A 20,377-nucleotide genomic window follows, 5' to 3' on the forward strand; every position below is an offset into this window, starting at 1 on the left:
CGGGGTGATCTCGGCGCGCCTGCCGAGTGCGAGGTCACCCCGCGGATAGCCTCCCCTCGTGTCCGTCCATCGAATCCGCTCCAGCGATGACACCTTCCGTGCCACCATCGACGCCATGACCGATGCTCCTCAGCGCTCCGAGTTCAGTTGGCGCACCATCCCCGCACCGTCGCGGATGGCCCCGTCGACGTGGGCCTGCACCGGAGAGATCCTGGTGCACGACGACGAGCTCGCCTCCGGTCGCCTGGTGGTCCTGCATGACCCCGCCGGGCAGGAATCCTGGGACGGCACCTATCGGATGGTCGCCCTGGTCCAAGCTCAGCTCGAACCCGAGTTCGCGGTCGAGGCGATGCTCGGAGACGTCGCCTGGTCCTGGGTCACCGAGTCCCTCGAGCTCCACGACGCCGAGGCCCGGGAGCTGGGCTGCACCGCCACGCGGGTGGTCTCCCAGTCCTACGGGGCACTCGCCTCACGCGCCTCCACCGTGGACGTCGAGATGCGGGTGTCCTGGACTCCCGAACCGATGGTGGCATCTGCCGCTTCCGGTGCGCCGCAGGACTCCGGGCAGGACGATCAGCCGGCGATCGATCTGGAACCCCACTTCGCCGCCTGGACCGCGATGCTCGCCGCAGCCGGAGGGCTCCCCCCGGCGCCGCCGCACATCGCCCCGATCGCTCCCACCCACCGTGCGAGAGCCCCGCGTCCCGAGGAAGCCGGTGGCGCCCGGTGACGGACTCCCCTGTGCTCCAGGACCTGAAAGCTCCGCGCGACGGTCTCGTGCCCGTGATCGACCGCATCCAGCCGCTCCTGGCCTGGTGCGAAGCTGCCGCCGCCGCGCCCGACGAACCGATCTCGGTGGACGCCGAGCGTGCCTCGAGCTACCGCTACAGCTCTCGGGCCTATCTGATCCAGCTGCGCACCGAAGCGGCGGGTACTGCGCTGATCGATCCGCTCGCATTCCCGATGCCGGGCACCCTGATCACCCTGCTGGGGAGCAGGGAATGGGTGCTGCATGCGGCAGGCCAGGACCTGCCGAGCCTCGCGGAGCTGGGCCTGCACCCGGCCTCGCTCTTCGACACCGAGCTCGCCGCCCGATTGCTGGGGATGGAGCGGGTGGGACTCGGTGCGGTCGTCGAGGAAACCCTGGGACTGCATCTTGCCAAGGAGCACTCCGCGGCGGACTGGTCCAGGCGCCCGCTTCCGGAAGGGTGGCTGAGCTATGCGGCCCTCGATGTGGAGGTGCTCGTGGAGGTCCGTGACGTCCTGATCGAGCGTCTGCGCGCGGCGGGCAAGGAGGACTGGGCGCGCCAGGAGTTCGAGCACGAGCGCACCCGCGAGCATGGTCCCACCCGTTCTTCCAGCTGGCGGGGCCTGCACGGCCTGGGCGCACTTCGCACCACCCGGCAGCTCGCGGCGGCTCGAGAGATGTGGAGCCGTCGCGATCAGCTCGCGAGCGTCGAGGACCTCTCCCCTCACCGGGTGATCAGGGATCGGGACATCGTCGCCGCCGCGAAAGAGGCGCCCCGGGGTCGCGAGGCCTTCGACCGCGCCCTGCCCGCGAAACTGCGCCGCAAGGACACCTGGTGGCAGGCGGCACGTACCGGGATCGAGCTGCCGCCCGCCCACCTGCCAGAGCGCAGCGAGCGCTCCTATCCTCCGCCCCACAAGCTGTGGTCCAAGAAGCACCCCGAGGTCGCGGAACGCTACCTGCTGGTGCGCACGGCGGTCGGTGAGCGCGCCGAGGACCTGGAGATGCCGCCGGAGAACCTGCTCCAGCCCGCGTTGCTGCGCCAGTGGGTGTGGGAGCACGAGCAGGCACCGGCGGAGTCCGAGGTCGCCGAACAGCTCGCGGCGCTCGGCGCCCGGCCGTGGCAGGTCGAGCAGGCCGCGCCGGTGGTGCACCGGGCACTCACCGAGCAGGAATCGCTCGCCGAGCAGGACTGACGCCGAGGCAGTCCGGGCTCAGTCCCGCCCGGGACGCTCCATGAACGGAGCATCAGCGGCGCGCAGCGATGTTTCTCCCCCGCCGGCGGCGGCACTGCGCAGGACCTGCAGAGCCAGCAGCGCGGAGACCGTGGTGCCGTTGGTGATCCGCCCCTCGAGCACCGCGGACACAGCCTCGGACAGCGGCACCCAACGGCTGATCAGCTCTGCTTCCTCATGGGTGCGTTCGAAGTCCTCAGAGCTGGGCCGCACGCCCGAGGCGAGATACACGCGGATCACCTCATCGCTGCCTCCGGGGCTGGGCCGCAGATCCACCAGTGTCTGCATCTGCCCGGGCTCGTAGCCGGTCTCCTCGGCGAGCTCCCGCGCCGCGGCGATGTGCGGCGCCTCCCCCTCCAGGTCGAGCAGACCGGCAGGAATCTCCCAGAGGGAGTGACCTACCGGATGCCGGTACTGCCGGATCATCAGCACCCGATCCTGGTCATCGACGGCGAGCACGGCCACGGCCCCGGTATGCCAGAGGTATTCGCGGTCGAAGCGCACCCCCTCCGCGAAATCGACGGTGTCCCGCACCAGATCCCACACCATGCCGTCGTGCAGCCGCCGATGCACCGCGACCGGGCGCCTGTCGGGCAGGTCTCGCAAGGGCGGCTCGGTGACGTGCTCGCCGGTGGCGTGCACGCTGCTGCTGTTCTCGGCAGAGCCGGGAGTCTGGTCAGTCATCTGTTCATTCCTCCGTGGTCGTGTCATCGACGTTCTGACCGGCATCGGCCAGTTCCGGAGTGACCTCCAGCAGCCGAGTCGCCTTCTGCAGCTCGACTGCAGCACCGATCAGCCCGGCGAACAACGGGTGGGCGCGGGTCGGACGGGACTTGAGCTCCGGGTGTGCCTGGGTGCCGATATAGAAGGGGTGCACCTCGGGGTCGAGCTCGACGAACTCGACGAGGCTGTGCCCGTCCTCGGTCAGCGTGGTGCCCGAGATCCGCAGCCCTGCCTGTTCGAGCGATGCGCGATAGGCGTTGGCGACCTCGAAGCGGTGGCGGTGGCGTTCAGAGACCGTGGTGGAGCCGTAGGTGCGGGCGGCGAGCGAACCCTCGACCAGCGAGTGCTCGTAGGAGCCCAGGCGCATCGTGCCGCCCAGATCGCCGTGTCCGGAGACGATCTCGGCCTGTTCGGCCATGGTGGCGATCACGGGGTGGGCGGTGCCCGGATCGAATTCGGTGGAGTGAGCATCCGCCAGGGCGAGCTCGTGACGGGCGTATTCGATGACCATCGACTGCATTCCCAAGCACAGCCCCAGTGCAGGGATGCCGTGGGTGCGTGCGTGATGGAGAGCGCCGATCTTGCCGTCGACTCCCCGTACTCCGAACCCTCCGGGCACGACGATCGCGTCGACTCCCTTGAGCTGCTCCGCAGCGCCGTCGGGGCTGGTGCAGAGGTCGGATTCGACCCAGCGCAGGTTCACCTTCGTGCGGTGATGGAAGCCACCGGACCGCAGCGCCTCGGTGACCGAGAGATAGGCGTCCGGCAGGTCGACGTACTTTCCGACCAGGGCGACGCTGACCTCGTAGTCGGGGTGATGGACCCGCTGCAGCAGCTCCTCCCACTGCGTCCAGTCCACGTCGTGGCTGAGCAGGTCCAGACGGCGGATGGCGTAGGCGTCCAGTCCCTCCGCGTGCAGCACTCGCGGGATCTCGTAGATCGACGAGGCATCCGCGCAGGTGACCACCGCGTCGAGGTCCACATCGCACATCGAGGAGATCTTCGATTTCACCGAGGCCGGCAGCTCCCGGTCGCTGCGCAGCACGATCGCATCGGGCTGGATGCCGATCGCACGCAGCGCCGCCACGGAATGCTGGGTGGGCTTCGTCTTCAGCTCTTTGGACGGACCGATGAACGGCACCAGCGAGACGTGCACGAAGAACACGCTGTCCCGGCCCACGTCCTGGCGCACCTGGCGTGCCGCCTCGAGGAACGGCTGGGATTCGATGTCGCCGACCGTCCCGCCGATCTCGGTGATGATCACATCGATGTCGTCCCCCGCCTGGGAGCGCATCGACGCCTTGATCGCGTCAGTGATGTGCGGGATCACCTGGACGGTGTCGCCGAGGTACTCCCCTCGACGTTCCTTCGCGATCACGGTGGAGTAGACCTGGCCGGTGGTGATGTTGGAGTTCGCGGTGAGGTTCTCGTCGAGGAACCGCTCATAGTGTCCGATATCCAGATCGGTCTCGGCGCCGTCCTCGGTGACGAACACCTCACCGTGCTGGAAGGGGTTCATCGTGCCCGGGTCCACGTTCAGATACGGGTCGAGCTTCTGCATCGTCACCCGCAGTCCGCGGCTGCGGAGCAGCATTCCGAGCGACGACGCCGTCAGCCCCTTGCCGAGGCTCGAGACCACTCCGCCGGTGACGAAGATGTGCTTGGTGGTGCCGTAGTTCCTGAAGGGCTTGGCCGCTGTGGCCGCCCCATGTCGTTGAAGGGGGCTGGGGCCGGACTGGGGGGCGCTTGCGCTGGTATCTACCACGGACCCCCAATCTACCAGTGGTGAGGTCCTGGCGCGAGCACCTCGTCGAGCTGGGCGAGCAGATCCTCGGCCGTGGGGAGCTCCAGCGCACGGCGGTGTGCGGACTGCTCGGCGGCGCTGCGCAGCGCGGGGTCCTGCATCCGGGTGATCGCGGCGGCGAGGGCCGCGGGGTCGCTGACTGGGACCAGGTGGGCGGCGTCGGCGGTGACCCAGCGGGTACCACCGGCATCCGTGGCTACGATCGCCCGGCCCGCCCTCAGCGCCTCCTGGAGCGAGACCGGCTGCCCCTCCCAGTGCGCCGCGGAGACCAGCAGGTCGCATGCCGACAGCAGCGCCGGGACGTCGTCCCGCCGCCCGAGCAGCTCGACGGGGAGCTGTTCAGCATCGATTCGTGCGCTCAGCTCCGTCGCCAGCGGACCGTCCCCTGCGACCCGGATCAGCACCGGAGCGCCATCGCGCAGCAGGGCGGCGGCGTCCAGCAGATCGTGCAATCCCTTCTGCGGGGCAAGGCGCGCGATCACCAGGACCTCGAGGCGGCGCCTTCTCTCGCCGTCGCTCGCTCCTGGCACTGCGGGAGCGGCGGCGGTGGTGCCGTCCGCGGAGTGGGCGGGGTCGGCAGCTCTGTCCGCCTCGGCCGGCTCGACAGGATCTGGCACCGGGGCGGGGATGATCGCGTGCCGCACGTCGCCGGCCCCGGCCTTGCGAGCGGTCTCGATGAGGTCGGGCGACACCGCGAGCACGGCATTCGCCCGTCGGACGAGCAGGCGCAGCAGAAGCGCACCGACGGCGCGGGTGGGGCGGGAGCCGACGGTGCGGTTATGCAACGTGACGACCAGGCGATGACGTCGCAGGCCCCACATCGCCACGGCGGCCAGGGCGCCGGCCCGCAGTCCGTGAGCGTGGAGCGTGGCGGTGGCCTCTGAGCTCGCGAGCAGTCGACGCAGCGTTCGCACGGTGCGGAGGTCCTCGATCAGATCCGGTCGCTCTCGGATCCGCACCGGTGCCTCACGGACCTCATGGCCGGCAGCCTTCAGCAGCGCCAGCTCCTGATCGACGTGCGCGGCTAGGCCGCCGCTCGCCGTCGGACGCACCAGCAGGATCCTCACGAGGCCGACCTCGCCGCACCGAAGCGTCCGCCGCGCAGACGGCGCAGCGCCCTGCGCGTCAGCTCCGGATCGGCAGCAGCCATCGCCGCGGCCGCGATCACGGCGGCGATCAGACCGCAGAGGATGCCGATCAGCACGGCTCCCACCATCCCGACGTCCATGGTCACGAGCTGCCGTCCGAGCAGCAGGCCGGGGATCCCGCCGCCCAGCAGCGCGACGGGAACCATCAAGGCAGTGCGCCGCACGGGGATCAGATGCCCCCCATGCTCGAGCACATCCGCGATCCGCGACAGGCCCACCAGCCCAGCCAGCGCCATGCCCACAGCCATCGAGATGCCGAAAGCGGTCGAAGCCTCCGCCGCGGAACGCTCCGGACTGGGCAGCACGATGATCAGGATCACCACGCCAGCGATCAGCCAGCCGACCGAGCCGACCAGCAGCGCGTCCCGAGCCCGCAGCGCGGCAGAGAGGATGCGTGTGCACTGGATGGAGACGGCGAAGCCCACCAGACCCAGCGAGAGCCCCGCGGTGGTCGAGCCGACCCCGGTGGCCCCGGCCCTGTCGATCTGGCGGAAGAACTGCTCGAGCGCGGGCCCGGCGGCGAGCAGCATCGCGGCGCCGATCACGGAGACCACCATCACCGTGCGCACGGACCCGGCAGCGACCTTGGCGAAGCCGGAACGATCACCCACCAGCCGCAGCTCCGACAGATGCGGGAACACCGAGGTGACCAAGGGCACCACGAGAATGGCGTAGGGAAGGAGGTAAAGGGCCTGGGCGTACTGGAAGACCGGCAGCGTCCCCACTCCCCCGGCGCGCATCGCGAGCACCATCACCAGTGCGAGCACCAGCTGCTGCGCGCCGACGGCACCGAGACCGGCACCACCCAATGCCAGCGCTCGCCGGCCGAAGCCGCTCGGCATCCGCAGAGTCGGGCGAAGCCGCAGCCCCGACCGGAGCGCGACGACCACCACGGGCAGCGCCATCATGGCCACCCCTGCAGTCGTGCCCCAGCCGAGCCACCACACGGCGGAATGCTCAATGGTCGTGGCCGTCGCCACCGGAGGCACCAGGTGCGCGTAGACCCGGTAGGAGATCATCACCGTGATCGAGGACAGCAGCGGCATCATCGCGGGCCAGAGGAACTGCTTGCGGGCCTGCAGATACGCGGCGAGCACCACGGACAGCCCGTACAGCGGCAGCTGCAGCGCGAAGATCCGCAGCAGGGTCGCCCCGAGCGGCACCCCTGCGGCGCCGGGCGTCTCAGCCGCCAGCAGCAGCTGGGCGAGCGGGCCGGCGAAAGCGATCACGAGCGCCGCCATCAACGTGGTTCCCAGCAAGGTCCAGGTCAGCAAGCTGGAGACGATGCGGTGGACGAGTGCGACGCCTTCGTCGATGGTGCGGCCGTGTCCTTCGACGCCCGGCTCACCGATCTGCTTCGGGCCCATGCTCACCTCGGCGCCGACATGGTCCTTCGGATCCCCCTCCGGGACCAGTCCCGCGATCAACGGCACCACCACTGCGGCGAGCACGCCACCGGCGACGACCTCGAAGAGGACGTTGGGAAGCATGTTCGCCGTGGTGTAGGCGGTGCCCACGTCCCCCGCGCCGACGCTCGCCCCGAACACCAGATAGCGCACGAAGCCAGCGATGCGCGCGAAGACGGTGACCAGCAGGATCACGCCAGCACCGCGCAGGACGGAGCGGGTGATGCCGCTGCGGCGGCTGCTCACCGCCGGGGAGGGACTCGCTGGGGTGGGATCCGCAGGTGCGGGATGTCCGGGAGTCGAGTTCATCGCTCCTCCTCTGCGGCCGCCGCCGGACCCTCAGGCGGCCCCTCTGCCTCTCCCCGGGCCGAGCGCCGGGCCGGAGCAGGCCGGCGGCCCACCCTGTCCAGCCAGCGCAGCGGTGCGGTGGAGTCGATGACCGCGCTGAAGCTGACCTTCTCACTGGCGAGCGTCAGCGCGACCACCGCTGCCAGCAGCGAAAGCCTGGCGGGGGCCGGCAGGAGCCTGGTCGCGGCGCTGCCGACGGCGGCACCGAGCACGTTCGCGCCAGCGTCTCCCAGCATTCCGTGCTCGCGGAGGTCGGCGGGCAGTGCCAGCATTCCGGGCAGCAGGGCTGCCAGCGCGAGCCGGCTGCCGGTGCGGGCACGGTCTGTCTCTGCCGAGACGAGCAGCAGCAGAGCCGCGGGAGGGAGCACACCCTTCAGCGCTCGTCCGGGGCGCAGATCCAGGAGATTCACGAGGTTGGCGCACCCGGCGACCAGCGCCGCGTCGGCCAGGACCATCGCGCCTCCGCGCGGGGAGGGCGCTGCCGCCGCTCCAGTGAGGGAGAGCAGAGGGATTCCGAGCGCCTTGGCGGCGCCGGTGGTCAGGTGGCCCTCCAGCAGCGAGCCGAGGTGGCCGCGCAGGCCTTTGGAGACAGGCCTCCCCGCGCGGCGCTGGTGAGGCTCGAGCAGGTCATCGATCATCCCCAGAGCGCCGATGCCAGCCAGGACACAGGGATCCGCGGCACGACCTGTGCGCAAGGACAATGCGACCACCCCACCGATCACGAGCGCGCCCTCGGCGAGGCTCACCTCGCGACCGGCGAAGTTCGTGCGGCGCAGCTCCTCGCGCAGCGCGTCGATCATTCTGCTCCTCCGCCATCGGAGGGCTGCGTCCCAGGCTCTGCGGCGCCGCCCTCCCCGTTCTGCTCAGCCGCCTGGTCCTCAAGTCCCTGAGTCTCCGGCAGCGCAGGCAGTCGATCCTCGGCATCGCCCGTGGTGCCGTAAGCCCCGCTGCCACCGCGGGTCTGCTCGATCAGGGCGAGCACCGACAGCAGCGGACCGTCAGCCTCCTGGAGACGGTCAGTGGTCGAGACAGCATCGAAGCCGGCGTCCCCGCGCACCGTGCGCAGGATCCCGGTGGAGGCGTCATTGCCGGGAGTGGCTGCAGAGACCACGGCAGGAATACCGATTCCGGCGAGCTCCCCGAGCAGAGCGGTCTGGGAGGTGAGCAGGCCCTGCGCACGTTCGGTCGCGACCTGCTCGTCCTCTTTCTCGTCGGCGAGCTCTTCGGGAGCGGCGCTGGCATAGATCACGCCGTCGACTGCCACCGGCATCTCGCCGTTGACGGTGACCAGGTCGTGGTCGATCAGCACCTGCCACAGCTGGGTGCGCAGCTCAGGGGTGAGCCCTCCATCGCCCTCTCCATGCAGCAGCATGGGGATCATGGCGGAGAGCAGAGCGCTGTCGGTCAGCGCCGCGTCAGAATCCTCTGCCAGCACCGCCGGGGCGATCGAGCGGATCGCCTGCAGCGCTTCCGCACGGGTCGGCTCCGCATCGGGTGCCCAGAGTGCGGGGAGCAGGTTGATCTGCACGGCGGATCCGACTCCAGCCTCTTCCAGCAGGGCCACGATGCGTTCGGTGCCAGATCGCGTGGAGCTGTCGTCGGTCAGCACGGCCACCTGCTTCCCGTCGAGGGTGCCGGCGACCAGCTCCGGGCCCAGCTCTGCGATGAACGTCGCCAGCTGGTCGTGCTTCGCGGAGAGCTCCTCGGTGTCGCCGCGCAGCTGTTCCTGCTCGGTGCGCAGCTGCTCGACCTGGCCGGCGAGCTGGTCGCCGAGGTTCTCTCGCAGCGGGCCGGCACCGAGCACGATGCCGACCGCGAGCGCCAGGAACACGGAGATCAGGGAGACGAGGTGGTAACGGAAATCAATCACGGGGTCGAGACCCTCCTACGACCCGGTGGCCCGGGGTGAGAACAGCAAGGTGAACCAGGACAGGATCCCATCCAGGCGGGCGCCGAGGATCTGGACCAGTGCTTGCCCGCCCGGGGTCGCCCAGAGTGCGACCGCGAGTGCGGCGAGCCCAGCCAGTGCGAGCAGCACCAGCTGGAAGGTGGAGATCCTCTGACGGTACAGGCGGGAGACGCCCTTGGCGTCCACCAGCTTGGACCCGATCCGCAGCCGGGTCAGGAAGGTCGAGCTCATCCCGGCGCGTCCCTTGTCCAGGAACTCCTCCAGGGTGCCATGGGTGCCGACGGCCACGATCACCGAGGCGCCCTTCTCGTCGGCAAGCAGCATGGCGATGTCCTCGCTGGTACCGGAGGCTGGGAATGAGATCGCCTCCCGGTCCAGGCCCAGCTCGGCGAGCCGCTCCATCCCCGGAGCGCGACCGTCACGGTAGGCGTGGACCACGAGCTCAGAGCCGCTGCGCAGCGCTTTGTCGGAGACTGAATCCATATCACCGATGATCATGTCCGGGTGGAAGCCGGCGTCGATCACCGCATCCGCGCCGCCGTCCACGCCGATGATGATCGGCCGGTTCTCGCGGAGGAAGGGCTTGAGCGTCGCCAGATCCTCTTTGTAGTGGTAGCCGCGCACCACGATGAGCACGGGTCGACCGTCCATGCGAGTGCGCACCTCGGGCGCGCCGATGCCGTCCAGCAGCAGGTCCCGCTCGCGCAGCATGTATTCCATGGTGTTCTGGGCGAACAGTTCGAGCTGCTCGGACAATCCCTCCCGCGCGATCTGGAGGGAGGCGGTGACGCTCTCATCGTCCTGCCAGGTGCCGGTGGAGATCGGGGTTCCCTCGAGCTGGACCTCGCCGCCGAGGAGGGTGATGGTCTGGCCGTCGCGGATCCCTTCGAACACGGACTCGCCGAAGCTGTCAACCAGAGCGATTCCTGCGTCGATCAGGATTCTGGGGCCGGCGTTCGGGTACCGCCCGGAGGTCGACGCCGCGACGTTGAGCACTGCGACCGGTTGCCGTTCGACCAGGGCTTCGGCGGCGACGCGGTCGATGTCCTCATGGTCGATGATCGCGATGTCGCCGGGCTGCAGCCGTTTGGTGAGGTCCTTGGTGCGTTTGCCGAGGCGAGCGATCCCGGTCACCGAGCGGACAGCCTTCATCGTCGTGCTCCCGAAGGCGCATCGACAGCGGTCGCCACCGCACCGGCCTCGTCGAGGAGCTCCTCAGCGTGGGCGAGGGCGAGATCGGAGGCGTCATCGCCGGCGAGCATCCGTGCCAGCTCCCGGATCCGTGCGGGCTTGTCCAGATGCTCGACCGTGGAGCTGGTGGTGCCGTCGGTGGAGGACTTCACGATCTGCAGGTGGGTGCCGGCATGGGCGGCGACCTGCGGGAGATGGGTGACCACGATGACCTGGGCGTGGCGGGCGAGGCGGGCGAGCCGTTGCCCGACGGCGAGAGCGGCGCGGCCGCCGATCCCCGCGTCGATCTCGTCGAAGACGAAGACCGGTGCCGCGCTGCGGTCATTCCGGGAGGAGGACAGCGCCACTTCGAGCGCGAGCATCACCCGGGAGAGCTCACCGCCGGAGGCGGCTTGGGCGACCGGCAGATGCTCGGCGCCGGGGTGCGGAGCCAGCAGGATCGCGACGGCATCGCAGCCGTGGGAACGGTGGCTCTGCGAGGTCACCTCCACCCGGATGTCCGCATCCGGCATCTCGAGATGCCGCAGCTCCTCCTGGACAGCCGTGGACAGTGCAGAGGCTGCGGTGACGCGGGTCGCAGTGAGCGCCGCAGCGGCCTCCGCAAGCTCTGCCTCGAGGCCCTCGAGCCGGCCGACGACACCTGTCCGTTCCTCCTCGGCACCCTCGTAGCGATCCAGAGCGATCGCAGCGGTGCGGGAGGTCGCCAGCAGAGTCGTGATGTCCTCGGCGGGCCCGTCAGGGCCCGCCAGCATCGCTCCCAGATCCCGGACCAGCAGGGTCAGCTCGTGGAGACGCTCATTGGCCTCCTCGATCCTGCTCGGCGAACCATCGATGCTGTCCGCATAGCGAGAGATCTCCGCCGCGACATCCGAGAGTTCGATGCGGACGGCATCCAGGCGCTCGACCAGCGGTTCCAGAGTGCGGTCAGTGCGCGCGGCGCGCCCCAGGCCCTCGGCGGCGAGGGCCAGCAGCGGCGCGGCGGCAGGACCGTCGTCATCACCGACCAGTGCCAATGCTGCCTGCCCTGCCGCATCACGCAGCTCCTCGGCATTGCCGAGCCGTTCGATCTCGGCGCGCAGCGCGTCGTCCTCCCCGTCAAGAGGATCTGACTGCTCGAGTCGTTCGAGGGCCTGCCGCAGCTCCGTGCCGCGCCGATCCCGTTCAGAGAGCAGCTCGTCGAGTTCGGCCAGGCGATCGGTGAGGGCGGAGCGCTCGCGCCAGATCTCACGGTGGCGGGTGAGCAGCGGTCCGACCTCGGCGTGGGCGAAACGGTCCAGCGCATCACGCTGGGCCTCGGGATCGCGCAGACGCTGCTGATCAGACTGGCCATGGACCGTGACCGCGGTGCCGACGAGACGGGCGAGGGTGCCGATCGGCACCGGGACTCCTCCGATCTGAGCGCGGGAACGGCCGTCGCGGGTGACGCGGCGCACCACCAGCACCTCGCCATCCTCCTCCTCCGCGCCCAGCTCATCGAGCGCGGCGGCGAGCTCGGTGTGGCCGGTCAGCGAGAGGGTGCCGTCGACGGTGCTGGAACCGCGGGTGCGACCACGGTCCAGACGCTCTCCGAGTAGCATCGTCAGACCGGTGACGATCATCGTCTTGCCCGCGCCGGTCTCACCCGTCAGGGCGGTGAACCCGGGACCGAAATCGAGCATGGCGTCATCGATCACGCCGATATGGCGGATACGCAGAGTCGACAGCATGGGGGCGCCTTCCGTTCTCAGCGGGTGCGGGGGCTGCGGCCCCGCCAGCCCACCACCGGCAGCTGGAACTTCTCGACGAGCCGGTCCGCGAACGGTGTCGGGGCAAGTCGAGCCAGTCGCACATACCGGTCCGACAGCCTGGCCTCGATGCGCATCCCGGCGTTGATGTCCTCGGTGCGCCGGCCGTCGAGGGTGAGGATGCCGTCCTCGCGGTTGTCGAGGGTCATCTCGATCGCCGCCTCGGAGGAGCGTCCCAGCACCAGCGGACGGGCGAACAGCGCGTGCGCGGCCAGCGGAATCAGCATCATCGCGTCGACTTCCGGCCAGATCACGGGCCCGCCGGCGCTGAAGGCATAGGCGGTCGAGCCGGTGGAGGTGGACAGCAGCACACCGTCGGCGCCGAAGGAGGAGACCGGGCGCCCGTCGATCTCGATGGCGACGTTGATCATCTTCTGCCGGTCGGCCTTCTCCAGGGAGGCTTCGTTCAGTGCCCAGTGGTGGGCGAGCGGCTCGTCCTCGGCATCCAGCACGGAGATGTCGAGCGTCGAACGCTTCTCGATGTCGTAGTCACCGTCCAGCAGCCGGGCGACCGTGATCGAGAGGTCCTCGACCTCGCTCTCGGCGAGGAAGCCGACATGGCCGAGGTTCACGCCATGGACTGGGATGTCCGCTTCGCGCACGGTCTCGAGCGCGCGCAGGATGGTCCCGTCGCCGCCGAGCACGATCCCGAGCTCGACGAGGTCCTCGGCCGAGACGGCATCGAGCACGTCGACCGCACCGTTGGTGAGGAAGGTCAGCAGCCGCGGAGGTGCCATGTCGTCCGGCAGCGCAAGGATCTCTTCAACCTGCTGCTCGACCACGATCGCGCGCACGCCGCGCACCCGAAGCTCCTCGAGCACGGAGAGCATCGCGCGCAACGCAGCTCGGCGGCCCGTGTGGACGTAGAGGAGGAACCGTCGCATCAGGGTCAGTCCTCCTTGCTGGGGTGCTGGTCGTGGCGTTGCCGCGGACGGTTCCCGCGCACGGCAGACTCGATCATGTCACAGGCCTCGGCGTCCAGCGTGAACGCCGTGCCGTGAGGAAGCAGATGCAGGAAGTACTCCCGGTTGCCGTCCTGTCCCGGCAGCGTGCTGGGGCCGACGGCTGCTAGGGCGAGCCCGGATCCGGCGGCCGATTCTGCCACTTCGCGCACGGCCCGCATCCGCTCCGCCTGATCGCTGACGACTCCGGACTTCGGCAGGGACGCCCGTCCCACCTCGAACTGCGGCTTCACCATTAGCAGCAGCTGCCCTCCCGGCCGGACCACGGAGCCGAGGGCCGCGAGGACTGTGCGCAGCGAGATGAAGGAGAGATCTGCGACGACGAGGTCGACGCTGGTGCCCAGCAGCGCGGGATCGAGATCACGCACGCTGGTGCCATCGAGGACGGTGACGCGAGAGTCCTCACGAACATGCCCGGCGAGTTGATCGTGACCGATGTCGACGGCGATCACCGACGCTGCGCCACGACGCAGCAGCACATCGGTGAACCCGCCAGTGGAGGCCCCCGCGTCCAGACAGCTCAGTCCTGCGGGGTCCAGGCCGAGGGCATCGAGGGCGCCGGCGAGCTTGTGCGCTGCTCGCGAGGCGTACTCGACGCCGTCTGGGACATCGACGACGCTCAGCTCGGCGCCGGCCGGAACCGCGGTGGCGGGACGGAGCACGATGCGGCCGTCGAGCCTCGCACGTCCCTCCTCGATGATGCGCCGGGCATGGGTGCGGGACCGCGCGAGGCCCGCAGTGAGCAGCGCGACGTCGAGGCGCTCGCCGCTCACCGGTCCGTGTGCTGCACTGCGGCGCCGTGGTGGTCGCGGAGCTCGCCGCTCCATGCCTGTGCGGCGCTGTGGGTCGCCAGCAGTGCCAGCACTGACCGCAGGACCCGCGGGTCCTCGATCTCTCCGTGCACCTCGATGTCGCCGTCGCGCCAGATCGTGCGGACGGCGCCGCAGCGGGCGGTCTCACCGTCGACGACGGGCAGCGGGAAAGGAGCGGAGAGCTCCTCGAGGTCGGGCAGGATGAAGGTGGGGCGGCGCACCGGTTCAGCGCGCAGCGCGGAGTCGATCCCGTCCACCCCGGTGAGCACCAACAGGGAGTCCATCCCTGCCCGCACGGCACCCTCGATGTCGGTGTCCAGCCGGTCGCCGATGATCAGAGGGCGTCGCGCGCCGTGATCCCGGGCAGCGACCTCGAACATTCCGGGTTCAGGCTTACCGGCGACCGCGGGCTCGACCCCGGTGGCGTGCTGCAGCGCCGCCACCATGGAACCGTTGCCGGGCGCGAGCCCGCGCTCGGTGGGCAGAGTCGCGTCGATGTTGGTGGCCATCCAGAAGGCGCCGTGCCGGATCGCGTAGGCACCCTCGGCCAGCAGCGGCCAGTCCAGATCCGGGGACCATCCCTGCACCACGGCGACGACGTCCTCGCTGTCCGTCTCCACCGGTTCGAGGCCGACCTCTCGGATCTGGGCGGCGAGACTGGGACCGCCGACGATCAGCACCTTGGACCCTGCCTCGAGGCGGTCAGCGAGCAGGCGTGACGCCACCTGCGGGGAGGTCACGAACTCCTCCGGCTGGGCAACGACACCGACTACTGCGAGGTGATCCGCGGCCTGCTGCGGAGTGCGGGAGGCGTTGTTCGTCGCGAAGACGACGGTATTGCCTGCGGCGCGTGCGATCTCCACCGCCTCAGCGGCATGCGGGATCGGCTGGGAGCCGTGCATCAGCGTCCCGTCCAGGTCCAGCAGCAGCGCGTCGTACAGATCGAGCAGCGAAGGATCGGGCCGACGAATCATGCCGACTCCTCCGATCGCTCGCTCTCCTCGATCTCGTCCTCGGCGGCGTGAGGCGCCTCGGGCAGCTCATCGGGCAGCGCGGGCTCGGCCGCACCCTCGACTGTGGTGTCGTCGCTGTCGACGGAGTCAACCTCGACAGCGGGCTCCTCAGGCTCGAGGGAGTCATCCTCGGCAGCGGGCTCAGCCGCCTCGACGGAATCATCCTCGTCAGCGGACTCCCCCGCCTCGACGGAATCATCCTCATCAGCGGACTCCCCCGCCTCGACGGAATCATCCTCATCAGCGGACTCCCCCGCCTCGACGGAATCATCCTCATCAGCGGACTCCCCCGCCTCGACGGAATCATCAGCATCAGCATCAGGGTCGTAGGCGTCAAGGACCGAGATCTGCTCGTCGTCAGCCCAGGTGGGCTCCTCCGCTGGCTGCGGAGCAGGACGGCCGAGGCGCTCGGCGGCGTCGGTCACGCCTTCGGAGTCGGCGTCAGCGGCCAACGTGAGCCAGCGCTTCGCCTCGTCGGGACGGCCTGCGCGCTCGAGGAGATCGGCGTAGGCGACCCACAGGCGCACCTGCCAGCGTCCCTCGACCTTGTGACGCAGTGCGGGGATCTCGAGCGTGCGCAGAGCGGTCTCGATATCACCCGTATCCGCATAGGCACCCGCGACCACGATGATCAGCTCGATCGATGCATTGACGCCGAGGTCGGAGGCGTCCTCCGAGGAGGCGATGTCCAGGGCGCGCTCGGGCCTGCCCAGTCCACGCTCCGAGTCCGCGATCATCGGCAGCACATCGGTGCGTCCAGTGATGCGCAGCGACGTGCGCAGCTCGCGGGACGCCGTCCGGAAATCGCCGGCGCGGTAGGCGATGATGCCATGTGCCTCGCGCACTGCACCGACGCGGCCGCCGAGGCGGGCGGCGAAGCGGGCATGCGCCTGGGCGGTCTCCGTGTCGGACTCCTCGAGGAGGTAAGCCGCGACCATGTGGCGGGAGACCCGCTCTGCGGTCTCCTTGCTCAGCCCGCGCAGCTCCGCCTGGATGTCCTTGCCCAGCTCCTTGCCCGTGATGCTCTCCGGGAGACGAGGTTCGATCGGCCGGTCGGCGCGAGCTTCCTGTCCCGGACGGGTGTTGCGCGAGTCGTCACGGGGTTCCTGTGCAGGTCGGTCCCTGCCGTGGTCCCGTGCCCCGCTATGGGTGCGTGCGCTTCCGTGGTCGCTGCGCCCACGGGAGGGGCGGGAGTCGCGATCATCCCGACGTGGGCGTTCATCACGCCTCGGGCGGTCCTCACGCTGCACGCGATCCTCACGGGGCCGGAAATCCTTACGATCCCGGTTCTCCCACGGCTTGTCCTCGCGGCCACCACGAGAATCCGGACGAGCACCCGCAGGACGGCCACCACGATCCTCACGCGGCCGGAAATCCTTACGGTCCCGGTTCTCCCACGGCTTGTCCTCGCGGCCACCACGAGAATCCGGACGAGCACCCGCAGGACGGCCACCACGATCCTCACGCGGCCGGAAATCCTTGCGATCCCGGTTCTCCCACGGCTTGTCCTCGCGGCGTCCGTTCGAGTCGCTCCGCTGGTGTTCGGGACGGCCTCCGCTGCGCTCATCGCGCGGTCGGAAATCCTGACGATCCCGCTTCTCCCACGGCTTGTCGTCCCGGTTGCCGCGAGAGTCTCGGCCGCCTCGGGAGCCGCTGGAGTCTTCGGAGCGTTGCGGGCGCTGCGACCAAGACGAGCTCCGGTCATCACGACGCGGACCGGCACCGGCGCGGCCTGCCTCATCATTGGGACGGTAGGGCCGCTGTCGTGCGGTCCCGGGCGCATCGCCGACGGAGCGCGGACGGTCCTGGCGGGCGCTGCGAGGCCCATCCTTCTCCCAGGACCCCTGAGTCCTGGGACGCCCGCGCCCGTCGCCGTTCGACGGGCGAGAGTTCGAGGTTGTGGATTGTCCGTCACGCCGCTGGCCATACCGACTCTTGTCGCCGTGGCCGCGGTCGCCCCTGTTGTTGCTGTCCTCAGCCACTTCGACCGTCCGTCTCTTCGTCTCGCCCTATGTCGTTTTCTCCCAGGAGCCTATGCGACCCCCTGCAATTGACGCTCGGGTAACGCCCCGATCCGTGACAGCTTTCACCAGGGGCTGGGAGCGGGTTGTGCCTCGGCCGGGATCCGGCTCCTGGCGCTCCGCTCCACGGTGCGTCCTCATGCTGATCGCCAGATCATCATGTCCTCCCCCGGAACGTCGAGGTCCTCACCCGCCATGGTGAGCCGTGCGGGCGAATACCCATGGTTGAGCACCACCACCGCCTCTCCGCGGCGGATCACCTCTACCTGCTCCGGAAGGTTGATCAGCTCCAGGCCTGCCGCAGCCGCGGCCCGTCCGATCACCGACTGGAGCGTCTCCGGCTCCAGCAGACAGCCCACATACCAGACCGCGCCCGCTCCGAGCTTGCGATGGGTGATCACCGGGCGTCCCCGTAGCGATCCCTCTGCGACGGACCAGAGGGGGCGTGCGGTCGTCGTACGCAGCACTTCGACGAAGCGTGAGACCTCGGCTTCTTCCCCTGTCTCGTCACGAACGATGATCGGTGCTGCGAGCGGCCACGGCTCCTCGCGGAAGACTCCGGCGAGCTCGAGCAGTCCACCCCCTGAACCGCCGAGATGGGCCCGGACGTCCTGATCCACGACCCCGCTGTGCGGGCCGATGAGCAGCTGCCCGCCATCGTGCACGAACTGCTCCAGCGCCGGGGTCAGCTCGGCCCTGGTCAGGAACTGCGAGGGCAGCACGACCAGATCATAGCGACTGCACAGGGTGCCCGTTGCGCGTTCTTCCCCGTCGGCCTCAGCTGCTCCAGCTTCCTCCCCGGCGTCGAGCAGCGTCGATGGTCCGATGTCTACCCGTTCGCCGGCCCGGAAGAACGGTCTGTAGTACGCCTCGTTCTGTGCGATCGGGTCGAGGGCCGACGTGACGTGGCCTCCGCCGTCGGTGGCACGCCAGGACTCCCAGTCGTGGACGAAGAACACCCGAGAGATCCCCGGGTCGATGTCCGCCAATGGGCTGTCGTCGAGTTCGCGTCCCAGTTCGGCGACCGCTTCGAACCGGGTAGTCTCCGCCCCTGCATGAGGGACCAGCGCCGAATGGAAGGTCTCAGGCCCGCTTGCCGCCTGCCGGAACTGGAAATAGGAAATGACATCGGCGCCGTGGGCATGAGCACGCCACGTCTCCAGACGGTTCTGTGCGGAGGTCTTCGGGACGTTGTGCGCACGCCAGTTCACTGCTCCCGCGGCCTGCTCCATCAGCACCCACGGCCGACCTCGTCCCAGGGTGCGCAGATAGGAATGGGTCAGCGAGGCCGTCAGCCCGGAACCCGGATCCGCGGGATCGGTGTAATGGTCATCCGCGAGCACGTCGACATGCTCGCTCCAGCGCCCGTAGTCGACCAACGGGAAGAAACCCATGAAGTTGGTCGTCACGCAGGCATCCGGCACCGTCTCCCGGATGATCCCTGCCAGATCGAGATAGCAGTCCAGCAGCTGATCCGAGGCGAAGCGGGCGAAATCCAGCGCGAGCGCAGGATTCAGGAGATAGGGAGTCTCCCGAGGCGGAATCACGTCGTCGAATTCGCGCAGCCCCATGGACCACACCGTGGTCCCCCACGCCTGGTTCAGAGCATCGATGTCGCCATAGCGCTCCCGCAGCCAGGTGCGGAAGGCGCGAGCCGTGCTCTCATCGTGGGACAGCTGGCCGTACTCGTTGCCGACGTGCCACATCACCACCGCCGGGTGCTCCGCGTACCGTTCCACGAGCATGCCTGTGATGCGTCTGGCGGCCTCGCGGTAGGCGGGAGAGGACGGATTGAACTGGTTGCGTGAACCCCACCAGAGGGTATTTCCCGAGCGCGTCTGCGGCAGGGATTCAGGGTCCAGCACGCCGAGCCACGGAGGTGGCGACGCGACCGGGATCGCAAGGTCCACGGCGATGCCTCGCGCATGGAGATCATCGAGCACCTGGTCCAGCCACGCCACATCGAAGCATCCCGGCTCAGGCTCCAGCCGCGCCCAGGAGAACACCCCGACAGTCACGAAATCGACCCGAGCGCGAGCCATCAGCTCCAGATCCTCCGCATGCACTTCACGGGGCCATTGCTCGGGGTTGTAATCTGCGCCGAAGAGCGCTCCTCGGACTCCGTGCTGGTCGCGGAGGTGGGACACTACGTCACACGATCGGGACATCGCTCTTCTCATCGTCATTCACATTCTTCCTGGCAGAGAGGCGGCGCCATGGCCACCATGTCGGATATTGCGCGCGAGGCCGGCGTCTCCCTGAGCACCGTCTCCTACGCGCTCAGCGGCAAACGAGCGATCTCCGCAGCAACTCGAGAACGGATCAACGCAGCGATCACGCGATTGAGCTACCACCCCCATGCGGGTGCTCGCGCTCTCGCCTCGCAGCGCGCCGGAACGATCGGGCTCGCAGTCCCGCTGGGCGCGGATGTCGATGCCCACGTGGTGATGATGTTCGTCCGCTCCCTGATGCGTGCGGCCCATGCCGCCTCCAGCGAGATCCTCCTGATCGCAGCGGAAGACCATGAGGCGACAGTGCGAGTGCTCGCCGAGGGCAAGGTCGACGCGCTGGTGGTGATGGATGTGGTCGAAGACGATCCACGGATCCCGGTCCTGGCCGATGCCGCTCGGCCCGTCGTGCTGCTGGGCTACCCGAGTCAGTCGCTGGGCATCCCCCGGGTCGATTTCGACTTTGAACAGGCCTCGACGCTGGCCGTGGCGGAACTGCAGCGTCGCGGCGCCCGGCGGCTGGTGATGATCGGCTCCCCCGCTGCGACCCAGACGCGTCACGCCACCTATGCCGATCGCGCCACCCGCGGATTCACGGACACCTGCGCCCGCCTCCAGCTGCCAGCTCGTCACCTCGTCCACGACCACGAGGTGGACTCGACAGGGCAGCTGATCCGCACGATCCTCGCGGAGGACCGTCCGGATGCGCTGGTCATCCACAATGAGAGCGCACTGCCCGCGATCCATCGAGCGCTCTCCGCCGAAGGGGTCTCGATGCCATCCGACCTGCAGGTCATCGTCATCGCGCCCCGGGAGACGACCCTGCTCGGTGCCGTGGAGTACACGGCAGTCGAGATCCCCGTCGAGGAGATCGGCCGGATAGCGGTGACCACGGCGACCGATCTGATCGAAGGGCGTGTGAGTCCGGGTGACCAGCTGATCGAGCCCACCCTCATCGAAGGTGACACCACCCATCCGCCGCAGGTCTGACCGGGTCAGGCACCGCACTCCCGCCGCCCTCCTACCGCTCGTCCCTCGCAGCACG

General features: G+C 69.3%; 16 protein-coding genes. 3 read left to right on the forward strand and 13 right to left on the reverse strand.

The annotated features are described in order from the left end of the window. Nucleotides 1–58: 58 nt before the first annotated feature. A complete protein-coding gene (locus ABD893_RS12775) occupies nucleotides 59–730 on the forward strand; it encodes a DUF3000 domain-containing protein (RefSeq protein ID WP_345080688.1) in 672 nt (223 codons plus the stop codon). Beyond that, entirely contained in the window at nucleotides 727–1,944 is a 1,218-nt protein-coding gene (locus tag ABD893_RS12780) for a ribonuclease D (protein ID WP_345080691.1), read from the forward strand. Before ABD893_RS12775 ends, ABD893_RS12780 begins: the two co-directional genes overlap by 4 nt. Nucleotides 1,945–1,962: 18 nt before the next feature. Here the strand turns inward: ABD893_RS12780 and ABD893_RS12785 are convergent, their stop codons facing one another. The 13 genes from ABD893_RS12785 to ABD893_RS12845 form a co-directional block, all read right to left on the reverse strand. Further along, nucleotides 1,963–2,667 (reverse strand): NUDIX domain-containing protein, encoded by a 705-nt coding sequence (locus tag ABD893_RS12785; protein WP_345080694.1) that lies wholly within the window; start codon nucleotides 2,665–2,667, stop codon nucleotides 1,963–1,965. 4 nt (nucleotides 2,668–2,671) lie between these two features. Next, on the reverse strand, nucleotides 2,672–4,471 hold the full coding sequence (gene pyrG, locus ABD893_RS12790) for a CTP synthase (RefSeq protein WP_345080697.1): 1,800 nt from the start codon (nucleotides 4,469–4,471) through the stop codon (nucleotides 2,672–2,674). Nucleotides 4,472–4,482: 11 nt separating this feature from the next. Further along, a complete protein-coding gene (locus ABD893_RS12795) occupies nucleotides 4,483–5,577 on the reverse strand; it encodes a glycosyltransferase (protein WP_345080700.1) in 1,095 nt (364 codons plus the stop codon). After that, complete coding sequence (gene murJ, locus ABD893_RS12800; RefSeq protein ID WP_345080703.1) at nucleotides 5,574–7,373, reverse strand: murein biosynthesis integral membrane protein MurJ; 1,800 nt, start codon at nucleotides 7,371–7,373, stop codon at nucleotides 5,574–5,576. The genes ABD893_RS12795 and murJ overlap by 4 nt, the downstream gene beginning before the upstream one ends. Beyond that, on the reverse strand, nucleotides 7,370–8,212 hold the full coding sequence (locus ABD893_RS12805; RefSeq protein ID WP_345080706.1) for a hypothetical protein: 843 nt from the start codon (nucleotides 8,210–8,212) through the stop codon (nucleotides 7,370–7,372). Before ABD893_RS12805 ends, murJ begins: the two co-directional genes overlap by 4 nt. Then, nucleotides 8,209–9,282, reverse strand: a complete 1,074-nt coding sequence (locus ABD893_RS12810; protein ID WP_345080709.1) for a copper transporter — start codon at nucleotides 9,280–9,282, stop codon at nucleotides 8,209–8,211. Before ABD893_RS12810 ends, ABD893_RS12805 begins: the two co-directional genes overlap by 4 nt. 15 nt (nucleotides 9,283–9,297) lie before the next feature. Further along, nucleotides 9,298–10,473, reverse strand: coding sequence for a putative cytokinetic ring protein SteA (gene steA, locus ABD893_RS12815; RefSeq protein WP_345080712.1), 1,176 nt, complete (start codon nucleotides 10,471–10,473; stop codon nucleotides 9,298–9,300). Further along, on the reverse strand, nucleotides 10,470–12,218 hold the full coding sequence (gene recN / locus ABD893_RS12820; RefSeq protein ID WP_345080715.1) for a DNA repair protein RecN: 1,749 nt from the start codon (nucleotides 12,216–12,218) through the stop codon (nucleotides 10,470–10,472). The genes steA and recN overlap by 4 nt, the downstream gene beginning before the upstream one ends. Nucleotides 12,219–12,235: 17 nt before the next feature. After that, nucleotides 12,236–13,180 carry an NAD kinase gene (locus ABD893_RS12825; protein WP_345080718.1) on the reverse strand — a complete coding sequence of 315 codons (945 nt, stop codon included), beginning with the start codon at nucleotides 13,178–13,180 and terminating at the stop codon, nucleotides 12,236–12,238. 5 nt (nucleotides 13,181–13,185) lie between these two features. After that, nucleotides 13,186–14,031, reverse strand: coding sequence for a TlyA family RNA methyltransferase (locus ABD893_RS12830; protein WP_345080721.1), 846 nt, complete (start codon nucleotides 14,029–14,031; stop codon nucleotides 13,186–13,188). Then, nucleotides 14,028–15,044, reverse strand: coding sequence for an HAD-IIA family hydrolase (locus ABD893_RS12835; RefSeq protein WP_345080724.1), 1,017 nt, complete (start codon nucleotides 15,042–15,044; stop codon nucleotides 14,028–14,030). The genes ABD893_RS12830 and ABD893_RS12835 overlap by 4 nt, the downstream gene beginning before the upstream one ends. Next, entirely contained in the window at nucleotides 15,041–16,333 is a 1,293-nt protein-coding gene (locus ABD893_RS12840) for a tetratricopeptide repeat protein (protein WP_345080727.1), read from the reverse strand. The genes ABD893_RS12835 and ABD893_RS12840 overlap by 4 nt, the downstream gene beginning before the upstream one ends. A gap of 908 nt (nucleotides 16,334–17,241) precedes the next feature. After that, the gene (locus ABD893_RS12845; RefSeq protein ID WP_345080730.1) at nucleotides 17,242–19,272 is read right to left on the reverse strand and encodes a beta-galactosidase; all 2,031 of its coding nucleotides are present in this window, start codon (nucleotides 19,270–19,272) and stop codon (nucleotides 17,242–17,244) included. 48 nt (nucleotides 19,273–19,320) lie between these two features. Here ABD893_RS12845 and ABD893_RS12850 point away from each other — a divergent pair, with 48 nt between their 5' ends. Continuing rightward, nucleotides 19,321–20,322: a LacI family DNA-binding transcriptional regulator gene (locus ABD893_RS12850; protein WP_345080733.1), complete on the forward strand. Its 1,002-nt coding sequence runs from the start codon at nucleotides 19,321–19,323 to the stop codon at nucleotides 20,320–20,322. Nucleotides 20,323–20,377 lie beyond the last annotated feature (55 nt).

Origin of the sequence: Brachybacterium paraconglomeratum (assembly GCF_039541415.1) — a bacterium.
Classification (GTDB): Bacteria; Actinomycetota; Actinomycetes; order Actinomycetales; family Dermabacteraceae; genus Brachybacterium; species Brachybacterium paraconglomeratum_A.

Excerpts from the sequence above, each read along its gene's own strand:
- ABD893_RS12785 (WP_345080694.1), bottom strand. The coding sequence starts at position 2,667 with ATGACTGACCAGACTCCCGGCTCTGCCGAGAACAGCAGCAGCGTGCAC.
- murJ (WP_345080703.1), bottom strand. The coding sequence starts at position 7,373 with ATGAACTCGACTCCCGGACATCCCGCACCTGCGGATCCCACCCCAGCG.
- ABD893_RS12805 (WP_345080706.1), bottom strand. The coding sequence starts at position 8,212 with ATGATCGACGCGCTGCGCGAGGAGCTGCGCCGCACGAACTTCGCCGGT.
- steA (WP_345080712.1), bottom strand. The coding sequence starts at position 10,473 with ATGAAGGCTGTCCGCTCGGTGACCGGGATCGCTCGCCTCGGCAAACGC.
- recN (WP_345080715.1), bottom strand. The coding sequence starts at position 12,218 with ATGCTGTCGACTCTGCGTATCCGCCATATCGGCGTGATCGATGACGCC.
- ABD893_RS12825 (WP_345080718.1), bottom strand. The coding sequence starts at position 13,180 with ATGCGACGGTTCCTCCTCTACGTCCACACGGGCCGCCGAGCTGCGTTG.
- ABD893_RS12835 (WP_345080724.1), bottom strand. The coding sequence starts at position 15,044 with ATGATTCGTCGGCCCGATCCTTCGCTGCTCGATCTGTACGACGCGCTG.
- ABD893_RS12845 (WP_345080730.1), bottom strand. The coding sequence starts at position 19,272 with ATGTCCCGATCGTGTGACGTAGTGTCCCACCTCCGCGACCAGCACGGA.
- ABD893_RS12850 (WP_345080733.1), top strand. The coding sequence starts at position 19,321 with ATGGCCACCATGTCGGATATTGCGCGCGAGGCCGGCGTCTCCCTGAGC.